This is a genomic window from Paenibacillus sp. MMO-58 (assembly GCF_037146255.1).
Lineage (GTDB): Bacteria > Bacillota > Bacilli > Paenibacillales > Paenibacillaceae > Pristimantibacillus.
Genome location: NZ_JBBCVY010000006.1, coordinates 199980 through 220388 on the forward strand (window position 1 = coordinate 199980; position 20409 = coordinate 220388).

General features: G+C 51.6%; 16 protein-coding genes and 1 other annotated feature. Of the genes, 5 read left to right on the forward strand and 11 right to left on the reverse strand.

The window, feature by feature from the left end; genetic code table 11:
* Positions 1-91: 91 nt before the first annotated feature.
* The gene (locus WFJ73_RS19285) at positions 92-979 is read right to left on the reverse strand and encodes a carbohydrate ABC transporter permease (RefSeq protein ID WP_336774602.1); all 888 of its coding nucleotides are present in this window, start codon (positions 977-979) and stop codon (positions 92-94) included.
* A 28-nt stretch (positions 980-1007) separates the two neighbouring features.
* The gene (locus tag WFJ73_RS19290) at positions 1008-1991 is read right to left on the reverse strand and encodes an ABC transporter permease (RefSeq protein WP_336774603.1); all 984 of its coding nucleotides are present in this window, start codon (positions 1989-1991) and stop codon (positions 1008-1010) included.
* Positions 1992-2205: 214 nt separating this feature from the next.
* Between WFJ73_RS19290 and WFJ73_RS19295 the strand changes: the two genes are divergently transcribed.
* Both WFJ73_RS19295 and WFJ73_RS19300 read left to right on the forward strand, forming a co-directional pair.
* Positions 2206-3798 carry a response regulator gene (locus tag WFJ73_RS19295; RefSeq protein WP_336774604.1) on the forward strand — a complete coding sequence of 531 codons (1593 nt, stop codon included), beginning with the start codon at positions 2206-2208 and terminating at the stop codon, positions 3796-3798.
* 18 nt (positions 3799-3816) lie between these two features.
* Positions 3817-5559, forward strand: a complete 1743-nt coding sequence (locus WFJ73_RS19300; RefSeq protein WP_336774605.1) for a sensor histidine kinase — start codon at positions 3817-3819, stop codon at positions 5557-5559.
* Between the two features lie 633 nt (positions 5560-6192).
* Here WFJ73_RS19300 and WFJ73_RS19305 read toward each other — a convergent pair.
* Both WFJ73_RS19305 and WFJ73_RS19310 read right to left on the reverse strand, forming a co-directional pair.
* On the reverse strand, positions 6193-9240 hold the full coding sequence (locus tag WFJ73_RS19305) for a CBM35 domain-containing protein (RefSeq protein WP_336774606.1): 3048 nt from the start codon (positions 9238-9240) through the stop codon (positions 6193-6195).
* Between the two features lie 179 nt (positions 9241-9419).
* The gene (locus tag WFJ73_RS19310) at positions 9420-11738 is read right to left on the reverse strand and encodes a glycoside hydrolase family 95 protein (protein ID WP_336774607.1); all 2319 of its coding nucleotides are present in this window, start codon (positions 11736-11738) and stop codon (positions 9420-9422) included.
* A gap of 197 nt (positions 11739-11935) precedes the next feature.
* Between WFJ73_RS19310 and WFJ73_RS19315 the strand changes: the two genes are divergently transcribed.
* Positions 11936-12802, forward strand: a complete 867-nt coding sequence (locus WFJ73_RS19315) for a helix-turn-helix domain-containing protein (protein WP_336774608.1) — start codon at positions 11936-11938, stop codon at positions 12800-12802.
* Between the two features lie 87 nt (positions 12803-12889).
* On the opposite strand, the gene rplT is transcribed toward WFJ73_RS19315, so the two are convergent.
* The 5 genes from rplT to WFJ73_RS19340 all read right to left on the reverse strand — a co-directional run bounded on the left by rplT (position 12890) and on the right by WFJ73_RS19340 (position 17086).
* The gene (gene rplT / locus WFJ73_RS19320) at positions 12890-13249 is read right to left on the reverse strand and encodes a 50S ribosomal protein L20 (RefSeq protein ID WP_127490829.1); all 360 of its coding nucleotides are present in this window, start codon (positions 13247-13249) and stop codon (positions 12890-12892) included.
* Positions 13250-13302: 53 nt separating this feature from the next.
* Complete coding sequence (gene rpmI, locus WFJ73_RS19325; protein ID WP_015842912.1) at positions 13303-13503, reverse strand: 50S ribosomal protein L35; 201 nt, start codon at positions 13501-13503, stop codon at positions 13303-13305.
* Positions 13504-13523: 20 nt separating this feature from the next.
* On the reverse strand, positions 13524-14063 hold the full coding sequence (gene infC / locus WFJ73_RS19330) for a translation initiation factor IF-3 (RefSeq protein ID WP_174806518.1): 540 nt from the start codon (positions 14061-14063) through the stop codon (positions 13524-13526).
* 16 nt (positions 14064-14079) lie between these two features.
* Positions 14080-14240: a sequence feature (ribosomal protein L20 leader region), on the reverse strand.
* Positions 14241-14318: 78 nt separating this feature from the next.
* Complete coding sequence (locus tag WFJ73_RS19335) at positions 14319-15557, reverse strand: glycosyltransferase family 2 protein (protein ID WP_336774609.1); 1239 nt, start codon at positions 15555-15557, stop codon at positions 14319-14321.
* 350 nt (positions 15558-15907) lie between these two features.
* Entirely contained in the window at positions 15908-17086 is a 1179-nt protein-coding gene (locus tag WFJ73_RS19340; RefSeq protein ID WP_336774610.1) for a glycosyltransferase family 4 protein, read from the reverse strand.
* Between the two features lie 323 nt (positions 17087-17409).
* On the opposite strand from WFJ73_RS19340, the gene WFJ73_RS19345 reads away from it, so the two are divergent.
* The gene (locus WFJ73_RS19345; RefSeq protein WP_248758244.1) at positions 17410-17973 is read left to right on the forward strand and encodes a phosphatase PAP2 family protein; all 564 of its coding nucleotides are present in this window, start codon (positions 17410-17412) and stop codon (positions 17971-17973) included.
* A 45-nt stretch (positions 17974-18018) separates the two neighbouring features.
* Here the strand turns inward: WFJ73_RS19345 and trmB are convergent, their stop codons facing one another.
* Both trmB and WFJ73_RS19355 read right to left on the reverse strand, forming a co-directional pair.
* Positions 18019-18783, reverse strand: a complete 765-nt coding sequence (gene trmB, locus WFJ73_RS19350) for a tRNA (guanosine(46)-N7)-methyltransferase TrmB (protein WP_336774611.1) — start codon at positions 18781-18783, stop codon at positions 18019-18021.
* A gap of 155 nt (positions 18784-18938) precedes the next feature.
* A complete protein-coding gene (locus WFJ73_RS19355; RefSeq protein WP_336774612.1) occupies positions 18939-19145 on the reverse strand; it encodes a hypothetical protein in 207 nt (68 codons plus the stop codon).
* Between the two features lie 298 nt (positions 19146-19443).
* On the opposite strand from WFJ73_RS19355, the gene WFJ73_RS19360 reads away from it, so the two are divergent.
* A complete protein-coding gene (locus WFJ73_RS19360; protein WP_336774613.1) occupies positions 19444-20409 on the forward strand; it encodes a TIGR01212 family radical SAM protein in 966 nt (321 codons plus the stop codon).

The window sequence follows — 20409 nt, forward strand, 5'->3', positions numbered from 1 at the left end:
TGGACTTATAATAGCATTGGCAAGCTGCCAGGGCATCCCCGGCCGGGACACACCTCCTCACAAGTAATCTGGTCCGGCTAAGCCGGGCGGATTAGCTTTTAACCGCGCCCAGCGTCATTCCTTTAACGAAATATTTTTGCAGGAACGGATAAACCATAATAATAGGAAGCGTTGCAACCATGGTAGCCGCCATTCGGATCGTATCCGGCGATACCTGCATGCGTTTCGCCGAATTCGCCATCGCTTGCGCATCGCCAACCATGGAACCCGTCTGGTACTGGTTAAGGATTTTTACAAGCACGGCCTGCAGCGTCTTTAAATCCGGGTTATACGTAAATACATACGAGTCAAACCAGGAATTCCAGTGGCTGATCGCCGTGAACAAGCCGATGGTTGCGAGTACCGGCGTTGTCAGCGGCAAAATGATGCGGAAGAAAATCTGTAGATAATTCGCTCCGTCCATCTTTGCCGACTCATCCAACTCCTGCGGCAGCCCCTGCATAAACGTCCGGACGATGATCATATAGAACACGTTCATTAAGCCCGGCACGATGAACACCATAAAATTGTCGATCAGATGATAGCTTTTGAGTACCATGTAGTACGGAATAAGTCCGCCGCCAAAATACATCGTAAAGACGAAGTATAACGTCCAGAATCGGTTGGCAACAAGCTCCTTCTTGCTGAGCGCAAACGCCAGCATGCTGATCGTAAGAACGGCAAGCGGGGTGCCGATGACCGTACGAAGCAGGGTAACCCGGATTGCTGTCCAAATCTCGCTGTCGCCGAGTATTTGCTCGTAGCTTTTCAGGCTGAATTCCCTTGGCCACAGATATAGATGGCCTCGAAGAGTATCTTCCGCACTATTTAACGAAATGATGAAAATATTCCAGAAAGGATAAAACGTAACTACGAATATCGCAACGATAAATGCGTAGACGGCAGCCATAAACAGAAAATCTTTTTTGTCTTTCACCATAGCGTGTTCTCCTCTTTGCGTTAATGTTCTAGAACAACGACTGCTGTTCCATTTTCTTGGCCATCTGATTTACGCTTATGACAAGGACGAAAGCCACGAGCGATTTGAACAATCCGACGGCAGCCCCGTAGGAGAACATCCCGTTTTGCAGACCGTATTTGTAAGTGTAGGTATCGATAACTTCCGAGTATTCCATAACCGTATTGTTCTGGAGCAGGTACTGCTGGTCAAAGCCGGCGTTCAAAATACCGCCAATCGCGAGAATCGCCAGAATGATAATAGTCGGCCGTATGGACGGCAGCGTGATATGAAGCATTTGCTTCAGGCGGCTTGCGCCGTCGACCTTGGCCACCTCATATAATTCGGGGTTGATCGCCGAAATCGCAGCCAGATACATAATGGCGTTAAACCCCATGTCCTTCCAGGCATTCCCGAAGGCAATAATCCACCAGAAGAGATGGCCCTTCTGCATGAACTGGATCGGCTCATTTACGATATGAAGGCCGGTCAGTATGTTATTGACTACGCCGCCCGACGAGAGCATCGTAATAATAATGTTCGCCGCGATAACCCAGGAAATAAAATGCGGCATGTAGGAGACGGTCTGGAACGTGCGTTTGAACCAGCCGTTTCGCAGCTCATTGATCATAAGCGCCAGAATGATTGGCATCGGGAATCCGAAGAGCAGCGACAGGAAGCTTTGCGCCAGCGTATTGCGCATGATCCGTACGAAATCGCCGTTCGTGAAGAAGTATTCAAACCATTGCCAGCCTACAAACTCTGTCGTGAAAAATTGTTTAAAGAACGATCCCCCGCCCGGCTGATAATTGATGAAGGCCATATACAGCCCGAACATCGGCACGTAGGAGAACATCAGAGTCAGGATAATGGCGGGCAGCATCAGCACGTAAAGCAGTCGCTGTTCCTTGAGCCTCGCCAGCAGACCGCCTTTGTTTCTCTTGACGGCAAGCGCTCCGGTGCTTTGTGGATGCGCTTTCGTTTGCATGTTCATCGTGTTGCCCTCCCGTGAATATAGTTTCCGTTTGCATCGCTTTATGGACTTAATTATAGCCCGGCATTTGGACCGTTCTATATTAAGATCTACCGATTCATGCTCCAAACCCACACACTTCCGTTTGCTCCATTGTTGAATAACGGCATACCCGTTAAACTAGAATCATCGTACAGCATGAGGTTTTATTTCTATTGAAAAAGGCGGTGCCGACATGTATACAGTACTTCTGGTTGACGATGAAGCGATCGAGCTGGAAACCATGGAGCATTACGTTCCTTGGGAGCAGGCCGGCATTCAGGTCGTTGGGACAGCACGCAACGGGAAGGAAGCGCTGGCAAAGCTTACCGAGCTGAAACCGGATATCATCGTTACGGATGTGCGCATGCCCATTATGGACGGGTTGGAATTCGGAAGGCGCGCGAAGCAAATCGACAAAAGCGTAAAAATCATCTATCTAAGCGGACATAACGAATTCCAATATATCAAGTCCGCTCTTAATATCGAAGCAGCCGGCTATTTGCTGAAGCCGATCGATATGGAGGAGCTGCTACTGCTCCTTGCGAAAGTGAAGAAGAAATTCGAAGAGGAACAGCTGGCAAGCGAAGGCGGCGGCTGGCAGCTCGAGAGGCTGCTGCTGCGTATCGTCCGCGAGCCTTCACCGGAGCGCCGGATGGAGTGGATAAGGCAATGGGAGAACGGAGCTTCCGGCTTTCTCTCTCATCAGGCTTTTGGCGCCGCTTACATGACGGTGGAGTCTCCCGCGTTCTCAGCTGGCGGATTAGACGGAGAACAGGCGCAGCCGGCCTCTTCCTCCATTCTGACCGCGGATGCTGCGGAAGCAGCCCGCGCTTTGCTGCGGCGGAGATTGGATGCCGCTATTGTACTTGAGACCGGACCAAGCACGCTGTTTGTCCTCTTTCAAGGAAAACCCCAGCAATGGGAGACGGCTTATTGGGAGCTGCTGCGGGAGGAGCTGCTGGCCGCAACTTCGGAGGGAGAAGCCTTCGCGACCATCGGCCTGTCCGGCCCTTACAAAGGATTTCATCTGTTGAAAGAGGCGTTCGAAGAGTCGCAGCGTCTCAATGAAGAGAAGCTATACCGGCAAGCTGGTTCCGTTATCCGCGGCGGAACCGGCGAAAATGTGAAGCAGACCGATATCTCGGTCGACGCGACCTCGGCTTCTCTTATTGCGGCCGTGCAAGCCGGCGATGCCGAACGCGCTGGCCAATTGCTGGACGACTGGTTCTCCGGCATGCGTCAGGAACGGATCGAGCGGAACTATGCAGTCCGAGCGGTTATTCAGCTGCTGTCCGTTCTGGAGCAGCATTTTGCCTCTCTTATGGTAGGACCGCTTCGGGACCAGATGCTGGCCGATCATTGGAAGGAATTGTCGTCGCTCCCGACAATCGCCCATTATCACGCCTATGCGCTGCGGTTCTGCAAGGAGCTGCTGAAAGCTGCAGCCGAGCGCGACCTTGACCGCCATCAGTCGGTTGCGGAGCAGATTATGAAGCTGATTGCCGAGCGTTATCATCTGCCCCTTACGGTGGAGGATATCGCCAAGGAAGTATATTTGTCGCCCAATTACGTGCGGACCATCTTTAAAGAGAAGACGGGCGAGACGATCCTCGATTACTTGACCCGAATCCGCATGAATCACGCGGCGGAGCTGCTGAAGGACCGGTCGCTGAAGGTACGCGATATCGCTCACCGGGTCAGCTACGAGAATGTCTCCTATTTCTGTTCGGTATTCCAGAAGCACAAAGGCAGTACGCCCAACGAATACCGTAAATTGCAACTTTAGGCTGGAGTGGTCTGAATCATGAGGAAGCTTGCCGGATGGCTGATAAATCCTTTATACAATTGGCGGCTTCGCGAGAAGCTGTTCGTCATGTTTTTGCTCGGGGGCATTCTCCCCCTGCTCTTTTTCGTTCAATATTCGTACGAGACGATTCGCAGCGAGCTTTCTTCGCAGATGATCGCAAATACGAACTCCACGGTCGCGCAAATCAATTCCAACCTGGAAAACAAGCTGGACACGTACACGAAGCTGTCCGCAACGCTGTATCTGGACTCCAATATGCGGGCCTATCTGACCAATGATTATTCGAAGGATCCGTCGTTGTTTGTGGATGCCTACAAATATATCAACAACTCGTTCGTCAACATGCTGACGACAAACCCGGACATCGATTCGATGAGCATCTATATTAATAATGAGACGCTTCCCACGGACGGCATGTACATCAAGTCCATGGATCAGAAATTCCGCGGCTCGCTTGCTTACAAATCGCTCAGCGGCAGCTTTGGGGACGTAAGGTTTGTCACCTCCCCTCCCGAGCCTGACAAGCCTCCGATGTTCACGCTGTCGCGGCTGCTCAATATAAGCAGCATGAACAATCCGTACGGCGTATTAACCATCAATATTCTGGAATCCGATATTTTCCGGCTGATGGAGAAGGAAACAAGCGACAAGACGGTGCTTATCATAAATGAAGAAGGCATCGTAATGTCCGCCAAGGACAAAACCATCCTGAACAAGCCGATCGACCTGCCTGAACCGTTCCCCGCGGAGAATAACGGGCGGTTCGACAGCACTTATAAAGGGGAGAAGGTGCTGGTCGTATACAATACGACCAAATACGGCTGGAAAAGCGTCTCGCTTATTCCTTACAGCAGCTTCTTGTCCAAAGCTCATTTGACGGCAAAAAGAATACTCACTTACGCGTTAGTCAGCCTTGGCCTAATGGCTATCTTGATTTATGTTACCGCACGGCTGTTCACCAAACGGATGGAAAAGCTTGTTGGCATGATCCGCCGCATCGAACGGGAGGACTTCGAGCTTATCGACATCCGGCCGCTTGGACGGGATGAGATCGGTCAAATCGGCAATGCGCTGCGAAAAATGAGCCAGCGTCTAAGCTCGCTGATCTCCGACGTCTACATGAAGGAAATCGACAAGCGGGAGGCGGAGCTTAACGTGTTGCAGGCTCAGATCAACCCGCATTTCCTGTACAATTCGCTGGCTTCGATCTCGTCACTTGCCATCCGCAACGATGATCCGCGAATGAACAAGATGGTCACCGATCTGGCTAAGTTTTACCGGATCTCACTCAACAAAGGAAAAAACACGCTGTCCATCCACGAGGAGATTCAGTTGACCCGTTATTACGTATCGATCCAGCAAGTACGGTTCGCCAATCTGCTTCGGGTTCACTACGATATCGAGGAATCCGTCTTGCCTTGCCGGATTCTTAAGCTGACCCTTCAGCCGTTTGTGGAAAACTGCATCAATCACGCGATCTGGGATCATGAGTGCGGCATTAACATCATTATCCGGGCTTATCGCGAGGGACAAGACATCATCCTGAAGGTTATCGATGACGGCATGGGGATGAAGATGCCAAGCGGTGATCTGCCGCAAAGCGAGGATACGTTGTCGGGCTACGGCGTCCGCAACGTCGATAACCGGATTAAGCTGCTGTTTGGCGATTCGTATGGGGTGACGATATTTAGTCGCCTGGGAATCGGGACGTCGGTGACGATTCGGATTCCTGGGAAGTAAGAACGGGTAGGTTAAAGGGCATGCTGCGCAATTGAATGTTCTTCCGATCGCCATTGCTCGGGGATTCCTTGAACAATCCTAGCGGATTGGAATCCCCAGAGCAAAAGCGACCACTACGTTTCTCCAGAATCATTCAATTGCTCCGCCTGCACTTAACCTAGAGGTTAAGTTCTTAAAACCCACAAAAAGAACGTCACCACTTGGGGTGACGCATTTAAACGGCTGTGCTTGGTTTACCCGGCACAGCCGTTTGCTGTTAAAGACAAACCTCTCCCCCGCATTGGCAAGAGCATCCGCGTCTACTTTTTTAGATTAATCCATCGGAGGCAGCTACATTGGATATAGCCCAGCGTTTTTCATGCATTAGAGCTCCGGATTTAACCTTCATTGGAGTTCATCCAACGGAATTAGCCATTTTCGGCCGTCTAAGTCCGCTTTTGGACTTTTACGCACGATAGAATCCAACGTACGCGTTATTTCGCGCATTGCGGCATCATTTTAGTGGACGAAATCCAACGTAGCGATAGTAAGGTCGGCGCATGGGGGCATCGCGTGTAGTGGGGAGGAAAATAATAGACTAGACTCCATATAACAAAAAGGCTGTACCGGTACTTACCCGGTACAGCCTTTTGTTTATTTCTTGATTTTTACTTTGTACAACTTAGATTGAGCGCCGTCGAGGTTCACCTCAAGAGTATCCTTCGCTTCGACTTTGGAGTTGGTCCAAGCGTCTGTAAGCTCAACCTTCGTTGTTGCCGACACGCCTAGAGCACGCTTCAGATCGACGGTTTTGGTTACCGCGTCGTTCGTGTAATTAAACATGGCAAGGTAATAGTCCTTATTGTCCTGTAGGACAAAGATATCTGCCGCAGCGTTGCCCGTATTGCCTTCAACCGGACGGAATGCTTCGCCGATCAGGGCAATATCGTTGACGTTTTTGTTCGTAAGCAGCGATTTCATCAGCTTTTGCGTCTCCACATTGCTGACGTCGTCGGAGTTCATGTAGATGGTGCCGGAAATAGCCGCGGCATTAACCCGCGTCTGAGCCGCGTTAAACGAGCCGCCTTTCGCAAGCGTCATGTAATCCGGATCGGTGTAAGAATAGATCGTACCGTTCTGCCACCAGCCGTAAGTCAGGTTGTTCAGCTGGTATTCCGTGCGGCCAAGCGAGCCGTCGACATCGCAGGAAATCCGTCTTGCGTGCGCGTATTGGCTAGGGAACATTGGCGCGATTGACGCGCTGATGAACATTTTGCCGCCCAGCGTCTTGTTGATATGAGCCATTCCTTGATTGTAGGCCTGAATACCGGTCTGCACGTTAGGATCATAATGCTTGCCCTCGAAGGAGCCGTGTGACAAGAAGTCAATCTTAATATATTCAAAGCCATAGTCCAGGAACTTGTTGAAAATATACTCGATACGCTGCTTCGAACCCGGATGCGTCGGGTCAATCGCATACGCACCGTCTACTTTAGGAAGAATGTTGCCGTTCGCGTCGCGCAGAACGATATCGCCGTAAGTGTACTTGCCGTTTGTTCCTTCTACCGGCTGCGACATGTTGTCACCCCAGTATACGAACGGACCGTAGTAAATGCCGGCTTTTTGCCCGTTTTTGCGGATAACCTTCACCGCGTCGCGAAGCTGCTGCTCCGTCAAATTATCCCAGTAGGAGTCCATATTAATATAGACCGTGCCTTTGTTCGTAAACGACTTTTGCAGATTTTCCTTGAAGAAGTTCGATACCTCTACGACTTTGTCATAGCTGAGCGAGCTTTCGTAAGCACCCCAGCTGTTCCAGCCAACCGGCACGCCGGAAGGCACGCCCTTCTCGAACTTGAGCGGCGGCGCTACTGCCGCATTGGCTTCCCCGTAGTTCTCCAGTCCATCGCGATAATCCGCGTAGTAACCAACCGCAATTTGAGGAGAGGTGATCGTTGTGCCCGACACTTTGCCATGACCGATGCTGTCATGAGTGGATGTAAGCGAAGTGAAGCCGCCATACACCTTCAATTTGTTCAGCTTGTCATTCGAGCCGCTCCAGAAAATACCGGTCTTCCATACGTCATGCGTTACCGAACCGATAACAAGTCCGGCGCGGCTCGTATTGTCATAGATCGCCGTCATTTCGGAGCTGATGTAGTTATTGTTGTTCAGAGCCGTGTTGATCGTACGCGCCTGATAACGGGACCAAGCATCGTTGTCATAAGGCGTGATCAGGACGCGGTTGTCGCCGCTGGTTCCGAGATCAACACCTCCGCTCGCATTCACGACAAGCGGAGCCATATCGTTCGAGCTGATCGTGGAGCTGCCCGCTACCTGCTGGGATACAAGGAAGTAGGACTGATCCTCGTACAGCTGGTAAATCTGTTTCATCACCGGAAGACCTTCGCTCTTGTTTTCAACGGTGATGCGGACGCCCTTGCCATGTCCGTCCTTGATTTTCTCCACGCTGCCAAGCTTGAAGCTATGCTCGCTGTATTTGCGGCTGTCCAGCAGCTGATCATCCAGCTGAGCGCTTGCATAAGCGCCTTTTACAAGCGTTTTGCCATTCCAGGCATACGCGGAAAGACCCGACTCCGTGTTGTAAGTGATGCTGTAGCTGCCGGATACGAAGGTCGCACCTTTCTCGTAAGCGGTTACTTTAATCGAGCCGTATTTCTTCGAGTCGATCGCTTTGCCGATCTGGCCGATGTTGTCTACCGGACCCGGATCTTCGCCAGAACTTGCCGTAGAAGCAATCTCGATCTTGTCGATATCCGGCGACCAGCCGCCGTCATCGTTAAACGTGATTGTATTTGCCCCCGCCTTCAGCTGGGCCTCCAGCTTGAATACGCCAAGCGTGTCCCAGTTCTCGGTTTTAGGCAAAGCGTAGTTATCCGACGAGCCGTCGTTAACGGCAATCGATACCGGACGCGGGTCTCCGGATATGTAAGAAACGCTAAGCGTATACACGCCTGCTTTCTCCGCCATTACGTCACGGAATTGTAGGGTCGAGCCGCCCCACAGATTGCCAACCTTTTTGCCGCCCGAGCAGCCGGTCGCTGCGCTGCAGCCGCTTACGGAAGCATTGCCCGTCAGAATGTTATTCGCCGCTTCCGCCTCGTAAGCCGTGCCCGTGCCAGGCTCGCCTGAACCGCCTTCCGACAAGCGAAGCTCAATACGGTCAATGTCCGGGGAATAACCTCCTTCATCGTCCAGACGGATCGTGTTGCTTCCCGCCTTCAGCTCCAGCTCCAGCTCGTAGACCCCAAGCGTATTCCAGTCGGCGGTCTTCGGCAAATCGTAATGATCAATCGTACCTCCGTTTACGCTGACCCCAACCGATCTCGGATCTCCCGAAATATAATGGACCGTCATCGTATATACGCCGGCTGTATCTACCGTTACTTCGTTAAAGGTAAGCGACGAGCCGCCCCACAGTCCTCCAACGATTTGGCTGCCCGAGCAGCCGGTTGCGTCTGCGCATGCCTTGATCTCCGCCTTGCCCGACAACGTGTTGACGGAGGATTCAGCCTCAAAGGAATAGCTGCCTGCGGCTGCTGCATCAGCTACAGCGGTAACCTCCGCACCTGCTGCCTCAACCTCCCGTCCGGAAGGATTTACAGCCAATTGAAAGACCAGGACTGCTGCCAGCAGCAAAAACCATCCTTTGCCGGACCATGCCCCAAATTTCCTCTTCATTACATCAAGCCTCCTGTTCGCATCAAAAGTGGTGAAGCGCTTTCAGTTTGCCTTTTCAATGTAAAATAGAGAGAGGGCTTGAACAATCCAAATATTTAACGAACCATACGACAAACCGCCAAAGTTTGGAGTAAAGCCCTTCAAAGGCTCTTCCTCTTTGGCGGTTTCGTATAGAACAATTATGCCGTTACAGCCTCAAGCAGCTTCAGCTGGCCGTCAAGCCGGTAACGCTTGCCCGCCTCCATCCGCAGATGAATCTGGCTGCCGCCGCATTTCACAACCGTCTCCAGATCCGAATAAGCGGTAATCACGGCTTCCGTCAATTGCCCGTTCTCCCAGCTGACGGCTGCCTCCGCGTTCCCCTTAGCCCGAAGCCCCCGGTACGAGCCGGTTGCCCAATCCGCCGGTACAGCTGGCAGCAGATGAATGGAGCCCGCATGGCTTTGAAGCAGCATGTCCGCGATGGCTGCCGTACCGCCGAAATTGCCGTCAATGACGAAAATATTCGTCTCCGCGCCAGCCACGCCAGGCTTGGAGTAGGACAGCAGATTATCGAAGCAAAGCTCCCCGATCAAATGACGGACATGCTTCACCGCCTGATTGCCGTCATGAAGCCTGGAGAAGCCGAGGGCAAACAACGCTGCCGTAAATTCGATATCCTCCAGCTCATCGACCAGCATCCGTCCAAGCAGCGTTTGCCGCATGGCCTGACCAAGCTCGGGCGTCTCCTCGGGCGTAATCTGGTTCCCCGGATAAACACCGTACATATGGGAGAAATGCCGGTGCTGCGGCTGCGCTTCCTCGTAATCCTCCAGCCACTCCTGCAGCTGTCCGCGTTTGCCGATTTGCAGAGGAGGCAGCAGCTCCATGGCTTCCTTGAGCTTCCCCTGCAGCTCTTCGTCCACCGCAAGCAGCTCCGCCGATTCCAGCACAAAGCCGAACAAATCGCGGACCAGCATCTGATCCATCGTGGAGCCCATGGAAAGCTGCTGCTCCCCTTGCTCCTCAGGTCCCGGATAGAAGCTATTCTCCGGCGAAGTCGACGGGCCGGTTACCAGCCAGCCGTATTTCGGATGAACGGTCATATAATCCAGGAAGAAAAGCGCCGCTTCCTTCATAACCGGGTAGGCCTGACGAGTCAAAAACCCGCGGTCCCGGCTATATTCGTAATGCTCCTTCAAATGGGTTGCAATCCAGAGTCCGCCCGTTACGTTCAGCCCCCATGAGCGTCCCCAGCCAGGCGAGGCGAATCCCCAAGCGTTCGAGAATACATGCGCCACCCAGCCTTCGCAGCCGTAGAAATCTTCCGCTGCCGCACGCCCCGCATGAGAAAGCTGCTCGATGTAATTCATAAGCGGAATATGGCATTCCGCCAGGTTGCTGATCTCCGTCGGATAATAATTCATCTCCGTATTGACGTCCAGATGGTAGTCGCAGCTCCAGGCCATGGCATTAGCCTCGCCGTCATTCCATAGTCCCTGCAGATGAAGCGGCAGACGGGAATCCGCCCGCGTACCGGCAATCGTCAAATACCGTCCGTACTGGTAAAACAACGCGATTAGTCCGTTATCCGCCGACTCACCGGCTCTCAGCTTGCGGATACGTTCGTCTGTAGGCAGCAATTCAAATGATTTGGATCCGCCAAGATCAAGATCAACGCGCCCATAGAGCGACCGGTAATCCGCGATATGATCCCTAAGCAGCCTCTCGAAGCCTTTTGCCTCCGCCGCTTCTATCCGTTCCGCGCTTTCGGCCTTCCAAGCCTCATCCATTCGACCGTAATCGGTTGCTACGGCAAAATAAAGTACAACCTCGTCGGCTTGCTCGATCGTTACCGAATCGGCAGCTCCAGCTACCCGCCCGCCTGTAACGACTGCTTTTAACGCGCCTTCGCTCCATACCCCGCAGGTGCCGTCGCTATGGATGTCCTCCGTCGCCTGCGTGCGGAAAACAATCTTATCCGGCCCATCCAGCCGGGCATCAAACGTGGTTGTTCTGCCCCGGATGCTCAGAGCAAGAGACACGGAGCCTGCCTGATCCCCTTTAATCCGGGATACCAGCACCCCGTCCGGATGGGAAACAAAGGTTTCCCTTCGCATTACCGCTCCGGAACCGCTTCGGTAAGATACCGCAGCAACCGCCTTCTCCAGATCCAGCTCGCGTACCAGCTGGCTGCCCTCATCGTTATAGCTGATCAGAACGTCGCACAAGGAAAGATTGGTGCCGAAATTTCCTTTTACGGGCTCCAGCTGCTCGCCGGCCAGCTTGTCTCCAAGCACATAGTTGCCATTGAAAAAAGCCTCGCGCATCGTCTTCAGCTTTTCCTTGGCATCCGGAGATCCTCCGAACCGCTCCGGCTTGCCTGACCAGAAGGTGATCTCCGTCATATTCCAGGTCTCGCTGCTGATGCCGCCATGCAGCACCGCGCCAAGCTGGCCGTTCCCAAGCGGAAGTCCCTGCTTCCAGCCTGCGGCCGGCTGGGTATATATCATTTTCATTTCGCTCATCCTTTCAAATTTTAGCTAATTGTCCGTTTTATTAACGCAGGCCCTTTATCAAATCGCGCCATTATTGTAACATTGAACACAATTAACGTATTTGCCCGCCAGTCCTATCATTTGACGATTCATCCGCTAACTTTTGCGGTCGGCATAACGGAGGATAAGGATTGCGGAAATAAAGGCAGGAGAAAAGGTTGAGAACGATAAATGAATTAAAACCTTACGTCGGAGATTCCATGCGTTATCTGTACGTGGGGGGCTGGAACGAAAAACTGCGCGTCAGCAGCGTATACGCGTTTCACCTGTTTGTAGACGGGCCTGGGGAAATGGAGGTGAACGGCAAGCTCTATCCAATTGAACGAGGAACTCTCATCTTCCTCCGCCCCGGCGAGCCGCATGCCTTCCATATCCGGCAAGGACAGCCCTTATCTACGTATAATCTGTACTGCGACTTATGGGAAGGCACGTACGAGTCCTATAATCGGATATTCATTCATGCCCCGGAGCCCTTCGAGCTGGAGTATCGCTCTCGCGAGGAGCAATGCCCGGAGCTGGACTCCCTGCCAAGCTTTTTCTCGCTGCAGCCTTATCCGTGGCTGTACGATGCTTTCGTTACGCTCTCCAGGCAATTCGATAACAGCCAGTTTTACCGCACGGAGCTCGTGAACAGCATGTTGTATGCCTGGATGCTCAGCTGGTACAACGTTGTTCACACCCGACAGCCAAGCGATTTCCGGATCGTCAAGCTGCTCGCCTATTTGAACGAGCATCCCGAGACGCGTTCCCAAGTCGAGGATTGGGCAGCCATGTGCGGCCTCAAGCGCTCCTACTTCCATTCCTTGTTTCAACGCGAGACCGGGTTTACGCCGCAGGTATACCGCCACAGACTTCTTATGAAGCAGGCTGCCCAGCTGCTCGTCGAAACGGACTATTCCGTAACGGCTATCGCCGAACGGCTTGGATATACGTCCATTCATCCGTTCACCCGCCATTTCAGCGCCTATCACGGCGTCAGCCCGCGCGCTTACCGGCTGCAGCCTTCCTCCGAGAGGGATATGTAGCTCAAAGCTAATAAAATGATTAAGAAAACGCAAAAAAAAGAGGTTGTCCCCCTCGGGGACAACCTCTTCTCTATATCACGCTTAAAACTAAGCGTTGATTTTCGCTTTTGCAACGCCAGCAAGGGAGTTGAACGAGTTGATGTCGTTAACAGCCAGGTCAGCCAGCATTTTGCGGTTTACTTCGATGCCAGCCAGTTTCAGGCCGTACATGAATTTGTTGTAGGAAAGACCGTTTTGACGAGCAGCCGCGTTGATACGAACGATCCACAGTCTGCGGAATTCGCGTTTGTTTTGACGACGGTCACGGTATGCGTAAAGAAGCGACTTACCAACTTGCTCCTTTGCTGTTTTAAACAGACGGTGTTTCGAACCGAAATAACCTTTTGCTAGTTTAAGAATTCTTTTACGACGACGAGCGCGGACAAAACCGCCTTTAACTCTTGCCATGAGTGGAAACCTCCCGTAGGTTGAATTTGATTAAGCTATCTGAACGATTGCTACTATTTAAGGTTAGCGAGACCTTGTTGAATACGACGAACGTCGCCAGCTGCCATCAGTGGTTGGCCAGCAAGAACACGTTTTTGACGACCGGATTTGTGGGAAAGCAAGTGGTTTCTGTACGCTTTGTAGCGTTTCACTTTACCAGTACCAGTAATTTTGAAGCGGTCTTTCAGACTGCTGTGTGTTTTCATTTTAGGCATGTCGATTATCCTCCCTTTATTTAACTGTTGCTTTTTGGTGCCAAAATCATAATCATGCTCCGGCCTTCCAGCTTCGGTGCACGTTCTACGCTGCATATTTCGGCAACCTCTTGCGCCAGACGGTCCAGAATTTTCTGGCCGATGGCAGCATGAGCGATTTCCCGTCCGCGGAAGCGTACGGAGGCTTTAACTTTATCGCCTTCGCCCAAGAACTTCACAACGTTGCGGTATTTCGTTTGATAGTCATGCTCGTCGATGTTGGCACGGAACCAAACTTCCTTCAGGTCGACGATTTTTTGATTCTTGCGTGCTTCTTTTTCTTTCTTCTGCTGCTCGTAACGGAACTTACCGTAGTCCATAATCCGGCATACCGGCGGTTTAGCCGTCGGTGCTACATTCACCAGATCCAAGCTCAGGTCAATTGCCATCTGCATAGCGTCACGGATCGATTTGATACCGATTTGCTCGCCGTCCGCGCCTACAAGTCGTACTTCTCTGGCCCGGATCTCATCGTTGATTTGATGTTCTCTGCTAATAACGTGCCACCTCCAAGATAGGATGTTTATGTGTTTTGGTGCAAAATAAAAAATGCGGGTTCGCACGAACCCGCATTGTTATAACCGTTGATTGTGGCCGCCCTCGTTACCTCCCAGGGAAGCAACTCGTTAAGCTAGTCAGTTATCGCAAACCAGTCGGCATGACCGAAAGGTGAGAAGCGGGTGCTTCTGCTTGTGCAAATATGTTTTGTCAAAAACGTTACCGACATACTATAACACAATGGATTTCTATGTGTCAACCCATTATGTCATGTCTTATTACAGCTGTTTGCTTTGCACGTCCTCCAGACGGATAACGCGCGTATGCTGCGTATGGCTCCATTTCTTGTTGTTTTGCGTAAAGAACGCATGAACCGTAATCGGCCACCACGAAACGGTAAAGAGCAGGAACGTCGGAATCCGCAAGTAAAGCTTCCACGGCACCTTCGCCATGTACATCGACAAAGGAATCTGGATAAACACGTAAGCCATATACGGAACGCTCAGCCAGATCGGCAGCAGGTTGTATACCGATTCCACATTGTTGCCGCCGAAGAGAAGCATGTCGCCCCAGATGATCGCTGCAATGAAGAAGCCGGCCAAATAGTTATATGCGTTAAATACGTACAGCGAAGCATCGATTTTCGTCATGCTGCGTTCTTTAATGCCCTGCCACAAAAGCGGCAGCATGTACTTGCGCGTAACGTCGAAATGTCCTTGCATCCAGCGCAGGCGTTGACGTGCCGATGCCTGGAACGTAATCGGCTTCTCGTCGAACACTTTCGCTTCGAAATTAAACTTCGGATAAATACCCCGTTGGATACACCGCACCGTAAATTCCAGGTCTTCCACGAGGCTAGTTGCTCCCCAGCCCATTTCCTGCAGCAACTTGGCATCAAAGCACATGCCCGTGCCTCCGAGGAAGTTAGCCAGACCCAGATTCGTACGCGGCAGCTGCCACAGGCGGTTACAGAACCAGTAGTTGATCGCGTTCGCCGAGCTGATCCACGAGTCGTTCGGGTTTTTCGTATCCAGGTATCCCTGAATAACGCGGTGTCCGTTAATCAAATCATTGTTCATGTACTGCAGGAAATCGGTCGCTACCAGATTGTCGGCATCAAAGATCGCAACGCCGTCGTAGCTTTTGGGCATCTTCCACAGTTCCTTGAGCATCCATTCCACGGCATAGCCTTTGCCCCGCTGATTTTTGTTATTGCGCACGCAGGCATAAACGCCTTCGTAGCTGTTCACAATATCGACCGTGCCGTCCGTGCAGTTGTCGCAGATGACAAAAATGTCAAACAGCTCGCGAGGATACTTCAGCTTCAGGAGATTTTCGATAAGCGCTCCTACAACCTGCTCCTCGTTATGCGCCGCTACCAGAAGTGCGAAAGTTTTTTGCGGCGGATGGGATAAATCTTCTTTTTTGCGGTGCCAGCCAAAACATGTCAAAAACAGTTGGTACAAGCCCAGCAATGCGAATACGATCTGAAATACAAGCATAATCGTGTTGAACATTTTTCGGTACTGCCCCCTTGAGACCCCTTTTTAATTGCCCGTTCTAATCACCCTGCTAACAGGCGCCGACAGGCTCTTTATCATAATTCTCTCTTGTGTCCGGTCCGTTTTTTTTGTGTTTGTGTAAACGAATCACGGGACATTTTGATTTTCCACACATTGATTATCTTTGTCAAAAGCTCTAATTCCCGCCATATTCCGTTATCCAGCCATTAAAACGCTTGCATGGCAGTCAGATGGTTCCCTTACCTCCTTTTGCGCCCTATCGCCCTTATTTTCATCCATTTCCTAATTTTTTAGCCCTTACGTCCAATACATACGTAAAGAGTTGATACAATGTTCCCGGTCCGTCACTTCGCTTTGTGACGAATATGTGGCTGTACCGGAATCGAATACCGTTCAAAGCTGGCGGCCAGCTTGTCGAAAATAGCATTCCAGGACTGCTTCTGGCTGTAGATGCGTCCTTGCTCGGCAATCGCCGCGCGCAGCTCCGGATTGCTGTACAAGAGCCCCATCGCGTTCGTAAACGAACGGGGATCCTCCGGATTGCACTGCAGGCCCGTTACGCCATGCTGAACGGAATCCGTTACGCCGCCCTTATTGGCGCAGATGACGGGCGTCCCGCAGGACATTGCCTCCAGCACCACGTTGCCAAATGTTTCCGTAGCCGACGGAAATAGGAACAAATCGGCGGAAGCATACCATTTTTGCAAATCCGGCATAGCCGTAAACCCTATGAAACGGGCGTCGATTCCTTCACGGCGGCACCGTTCCTTCAGCGCATCGGACGATGGTCCGTCGCCCGCGATGACAAAAACCGCTTCCTCGCTTATATTTTGCCGAAATTCCGCAAAAGCATCTAAGGCGATATCGACATTTTTTTCGGGAGCTAATCTTCCCACGTACAGAACGACAAATCGATCGTTGTCGATTCCGTGCCGGAGGAGCCACTCCTCCCGGTTGACAGACGGATGAAAGGCTTCCGTATCAATGCCGCGGCTCCATACTTCAAGCCGGCCGTCATCCCAGCCCTTCTCCTTCAAATCTTCGTAAGTGGAACGGGAAGGGACGTAGATGGAGCGGCAGTCATGGTGAAACCATTCCATATATCTCCATAACAGCTTTGCCATCCATTGCAAATTGTAAAACGGCAAATATTGATCAAAATGGGTGTGATAGGACGCAACGAGAGGAATCCGGAGCTTGCGGGCATAGTGAATACCGCAAAGTCCGAGATTAAACGGAGTAGCTACGTGGATAATCGTTGGATCGAATTCTTTTAAAGCCCTGCGGATATGAATGGGATTGGGAAGTGCCAGGCGGCACTCGGGATACAGAAAGAAAGGCAGGCTGGCGAAGCGCTCAACGGAAGTGGATGGTTTGCCGCTTTGCTTGCCTGCAGCCGGATCCGGAGCCAGAACAAGTACCTCCGCACCCTGCCGCTTCAAATAGTCGGTCCAGCGGCCAAGCGTGCGTGCCACGCCATTCACATCAGGTTCAAACGTGTCGGTAAAAAGCGCAACTCTCATGAAGAACGCCTCCTAAAATGAATTACCACCTACAAAAGGCAAAGGTTCAGCCGTTGTGGTGATTCATGCCTCGAAAGCATAAGCTTCGGAATGAAACCTTGATCGGCTCCATTCTACAGGAGGTCTGTTAGCGAATAATCAACCCTATTTTAAAGATTGGTTAATCTTTTGAAATTCGGCTTCTTCGTATAAACTTAAAACTTGTGCAAGCTTATTTATTGAACCATAATAGACAAATATCGATTATAATTTGTGGGAATCGCAATTCTTAGGTTTATGCTTACGAAGCAGAATTGCTTCGCAATTCTTTTAGGAGGAAACGGATGAGAAGAATGATAGGGTGGTTACGAACCCGGGAATTGCAAATGATCCTATGGGCGAATCAACGCCGATCACAAAGCAGGCTTCACCGGTTGCTTGGGGTATATTTGAGCACGGTGACGCATGTTGGAGGAGCGTCCTTTACACTCATCAGCTCTTTCCTCGTTGCCATGTTTGCGCCTAATCCCTGGAGCACGACAGGCTGGCAATGCTTTACTGCCGTATTTATCAGTCATCTACCGGTCTATGTCGTGAAACGGAAACTAAAAAGGCTTCGCCCTTACCAGGCGTTAAACGGAGTAAACACGGGGAAAAACCCGCTTGTCGACTCCTCCTTCCCTTCCGGACATACAACCGCTATCTTCGCCTATGTCGTTCCGATTATCGGAGCAGGCGGAGTATGGTTCCCGATTATCCTGCCCGTTGCGGCCGTACTCGCTCTGTCGGTTGCGTGGTCGCGAATGTATCTTGGCCTTCATTACCCGTCCGACGTGGCGGCCGGCGCGCTTGTCGGCACGCTGACGGCAATAACCGTTCAGTACGGTTGGACTCTTACTTTGTTCTAGACTCTAGAAAGAAAAAGGCTGTTCCCGGCGGGAACAGCCTTTTTGTTATTCTGCCGAATCGTCCTCGTCGTCGCCGGCAATCTCGGCTTCCGCTTCTTCGCGGCGCGAGTTCTCCAGCTTGCTTTCGCGGTATTCACTCAGCACGGTTTCGCCAATTACCGCTTCCAGGCGGTAGATCGGCTGGCCCTTCTCCATAAACTTCATCTCGTATTCGGTAAACACCAGATCCTCGCGCGGACCGTTCTTATGAAGATTAAGCGAGATATTGCGAAGCTGCAGTTCCACCTCGGCAAAGCTATTAAGAGAGAATTCGAACAGAGATTCCGAATCGGTCTTGAAATGGATCTCCCCGCGTTCGTTCAGCAGTTGGGCATACTTGCGCAGGAAGCGCGGATGCGTCAGCCTGCGGCGGGCATGCTTGCTTTTTGGCCATGGATCGCTGAAATTCAGGTAGATCCGCTCAATCTCGCCCGGCTCGAACATCTCTTCGATATGCTCGATATTCGCGCGAAGCAGACCCAGATTCGGCGGCTCTTCCACTCCGCTTTCCTCCCAGATGTTACGAGCCTTATCGCTTGCGCGGCGGATCAGCTCGTCATACATATCGACCCCGATATAGTTATTGTCCGGGTTGCGGAAGCTCATATTGCTGATAAAACGGCCTTTCCCCATGCCAAGCTCTACATGGATCGGCTTATCGTTGCCGAAAAACTCGCGCCACTTCCCCTTGAGCGGCTTCGCATCCAATACGACTAATTCCGGCTGCGCTTCCAGCGACTCGCGGATTCCTTTTCTTCCTCTTAAACGCATCTTGTACAGGTCCTCCTACAAATTAAGCTAGTCCTTATTGTGCCCAAGTTCGGCCGCCTTGTAAAGATGGCAGCGGGGATGACGCAAAAGAAAAAGCCTTTAACGATTTTTTAAATCGCCAAGGCTTTAGGTTTGTATGGATATTGGCATAACCATTAAACGAGCAATTGGTAATCAATCGGACCTTCGGATTGAATGTCGCGGTACGTATTCTCAATAATCTCGTTCAGCTTCTTGCGTGCGGATATTTCGATATGATGGTTGTTGTGGAACCGAACTCCTGTAAGCGCCATCAATTCTTTGACCGTTAATTCAACCGTTACTTTCTCATCACCATGCGGAATTCTTGTTTGTTGGCTCATTGGGATCACCTCATCGATTTTTTTACTACAGTTTTTCCAATTTATCGACGTTTTATGACGATCATTACGAATTAAGCATGTAAGGTTTTTTCATTGATTTGTCGCACTTTTAATATAACAGATCATGTAAGGTATAGCAAGCCTATTTCGCTCCCGTTTTAAAATAATTTCCAGCTTGTTCTACGGTTCAAAATATCTCTTCGTACGCCTGGTAATCCTCCTAATCCGGCATGGCATTTCCCCCTTCTTTCCGATAAAATGGAGAATGCCATTCTTATCCGCATAAAAGGAGAACCGCATGAACGCAAATATCCCATCCTTGACGCCCGGGCAGCCGATGCTGTGGGGCGACAAGCGATTTCATACATGGAACTACGAGATGCGCGAGCAGCTTGGCGGCAAAGTGTTCAAGGTAACGCTTGATGCCGGCTTTACCTGTCCGAACCGGGACGGCTCGATTGCCAAAGGCGGCTGCACGTTCTGCAGCGCCCGCGGATCCGGCGATTTTGCCGGCAGCCGGCGCGATGATCTCGTTACGCAATTCAATAAAATCCGTGACCGCCAGCATCAAAAATGGCCGGAAGCCAATTATATCGGCTATTTCCAGGCTTATACGAATACGTACGCGCCCGTCGAGGAGCTTCGGGAGTATTACGAGGTGATTTTGCAGCAGCCGGGTGTGGTGGGGTTATCGATCGCAACGCGGCCGGATTGTCTGCCGGAGGACGTCGTCGATTATTTAGACGAGCTGAACGAACGGACCTACCTGTGGGTGGAGATGGGCTTGCAGACAATCCATGAGTCAACCTCGGAGCTCATCAACCGCGCCCATGATACGGCCTGCTATCTCGATGCGGTACGCCGCCTGCGCGAACGCGGCATCCGCGTGTGCACGCATATAATTTACGGTTTGCCGCAGGAGTCTCACGAAATGATGCTGGAGACGGGCCGCGCGGTTGCCGCCATGGACGTGCAAGGCATCAAAATCCACCTGCTCCATCTCATGCGCAAGACGCCTATGGTGAAGCAATACGAAGCCGGACTGCTCCGCTTCCTTGAGCTGGACGAGTATGTCAAGCTGATCGTCGATACGCTTGAGTTCCTGCCGCCGGAGATGGTCATCCACCGCCTTACCGGCGATGCGCCAAAGGAGCTTCTCATCGGGCCGATGTGGAGCATGCAAAAATGGGTGGTGCTGAATGCCATCGACGCGGAGCTGAAACGCCGCGGTACATGGCAAGGCAAGCTATGGGGGGCGGTGTAA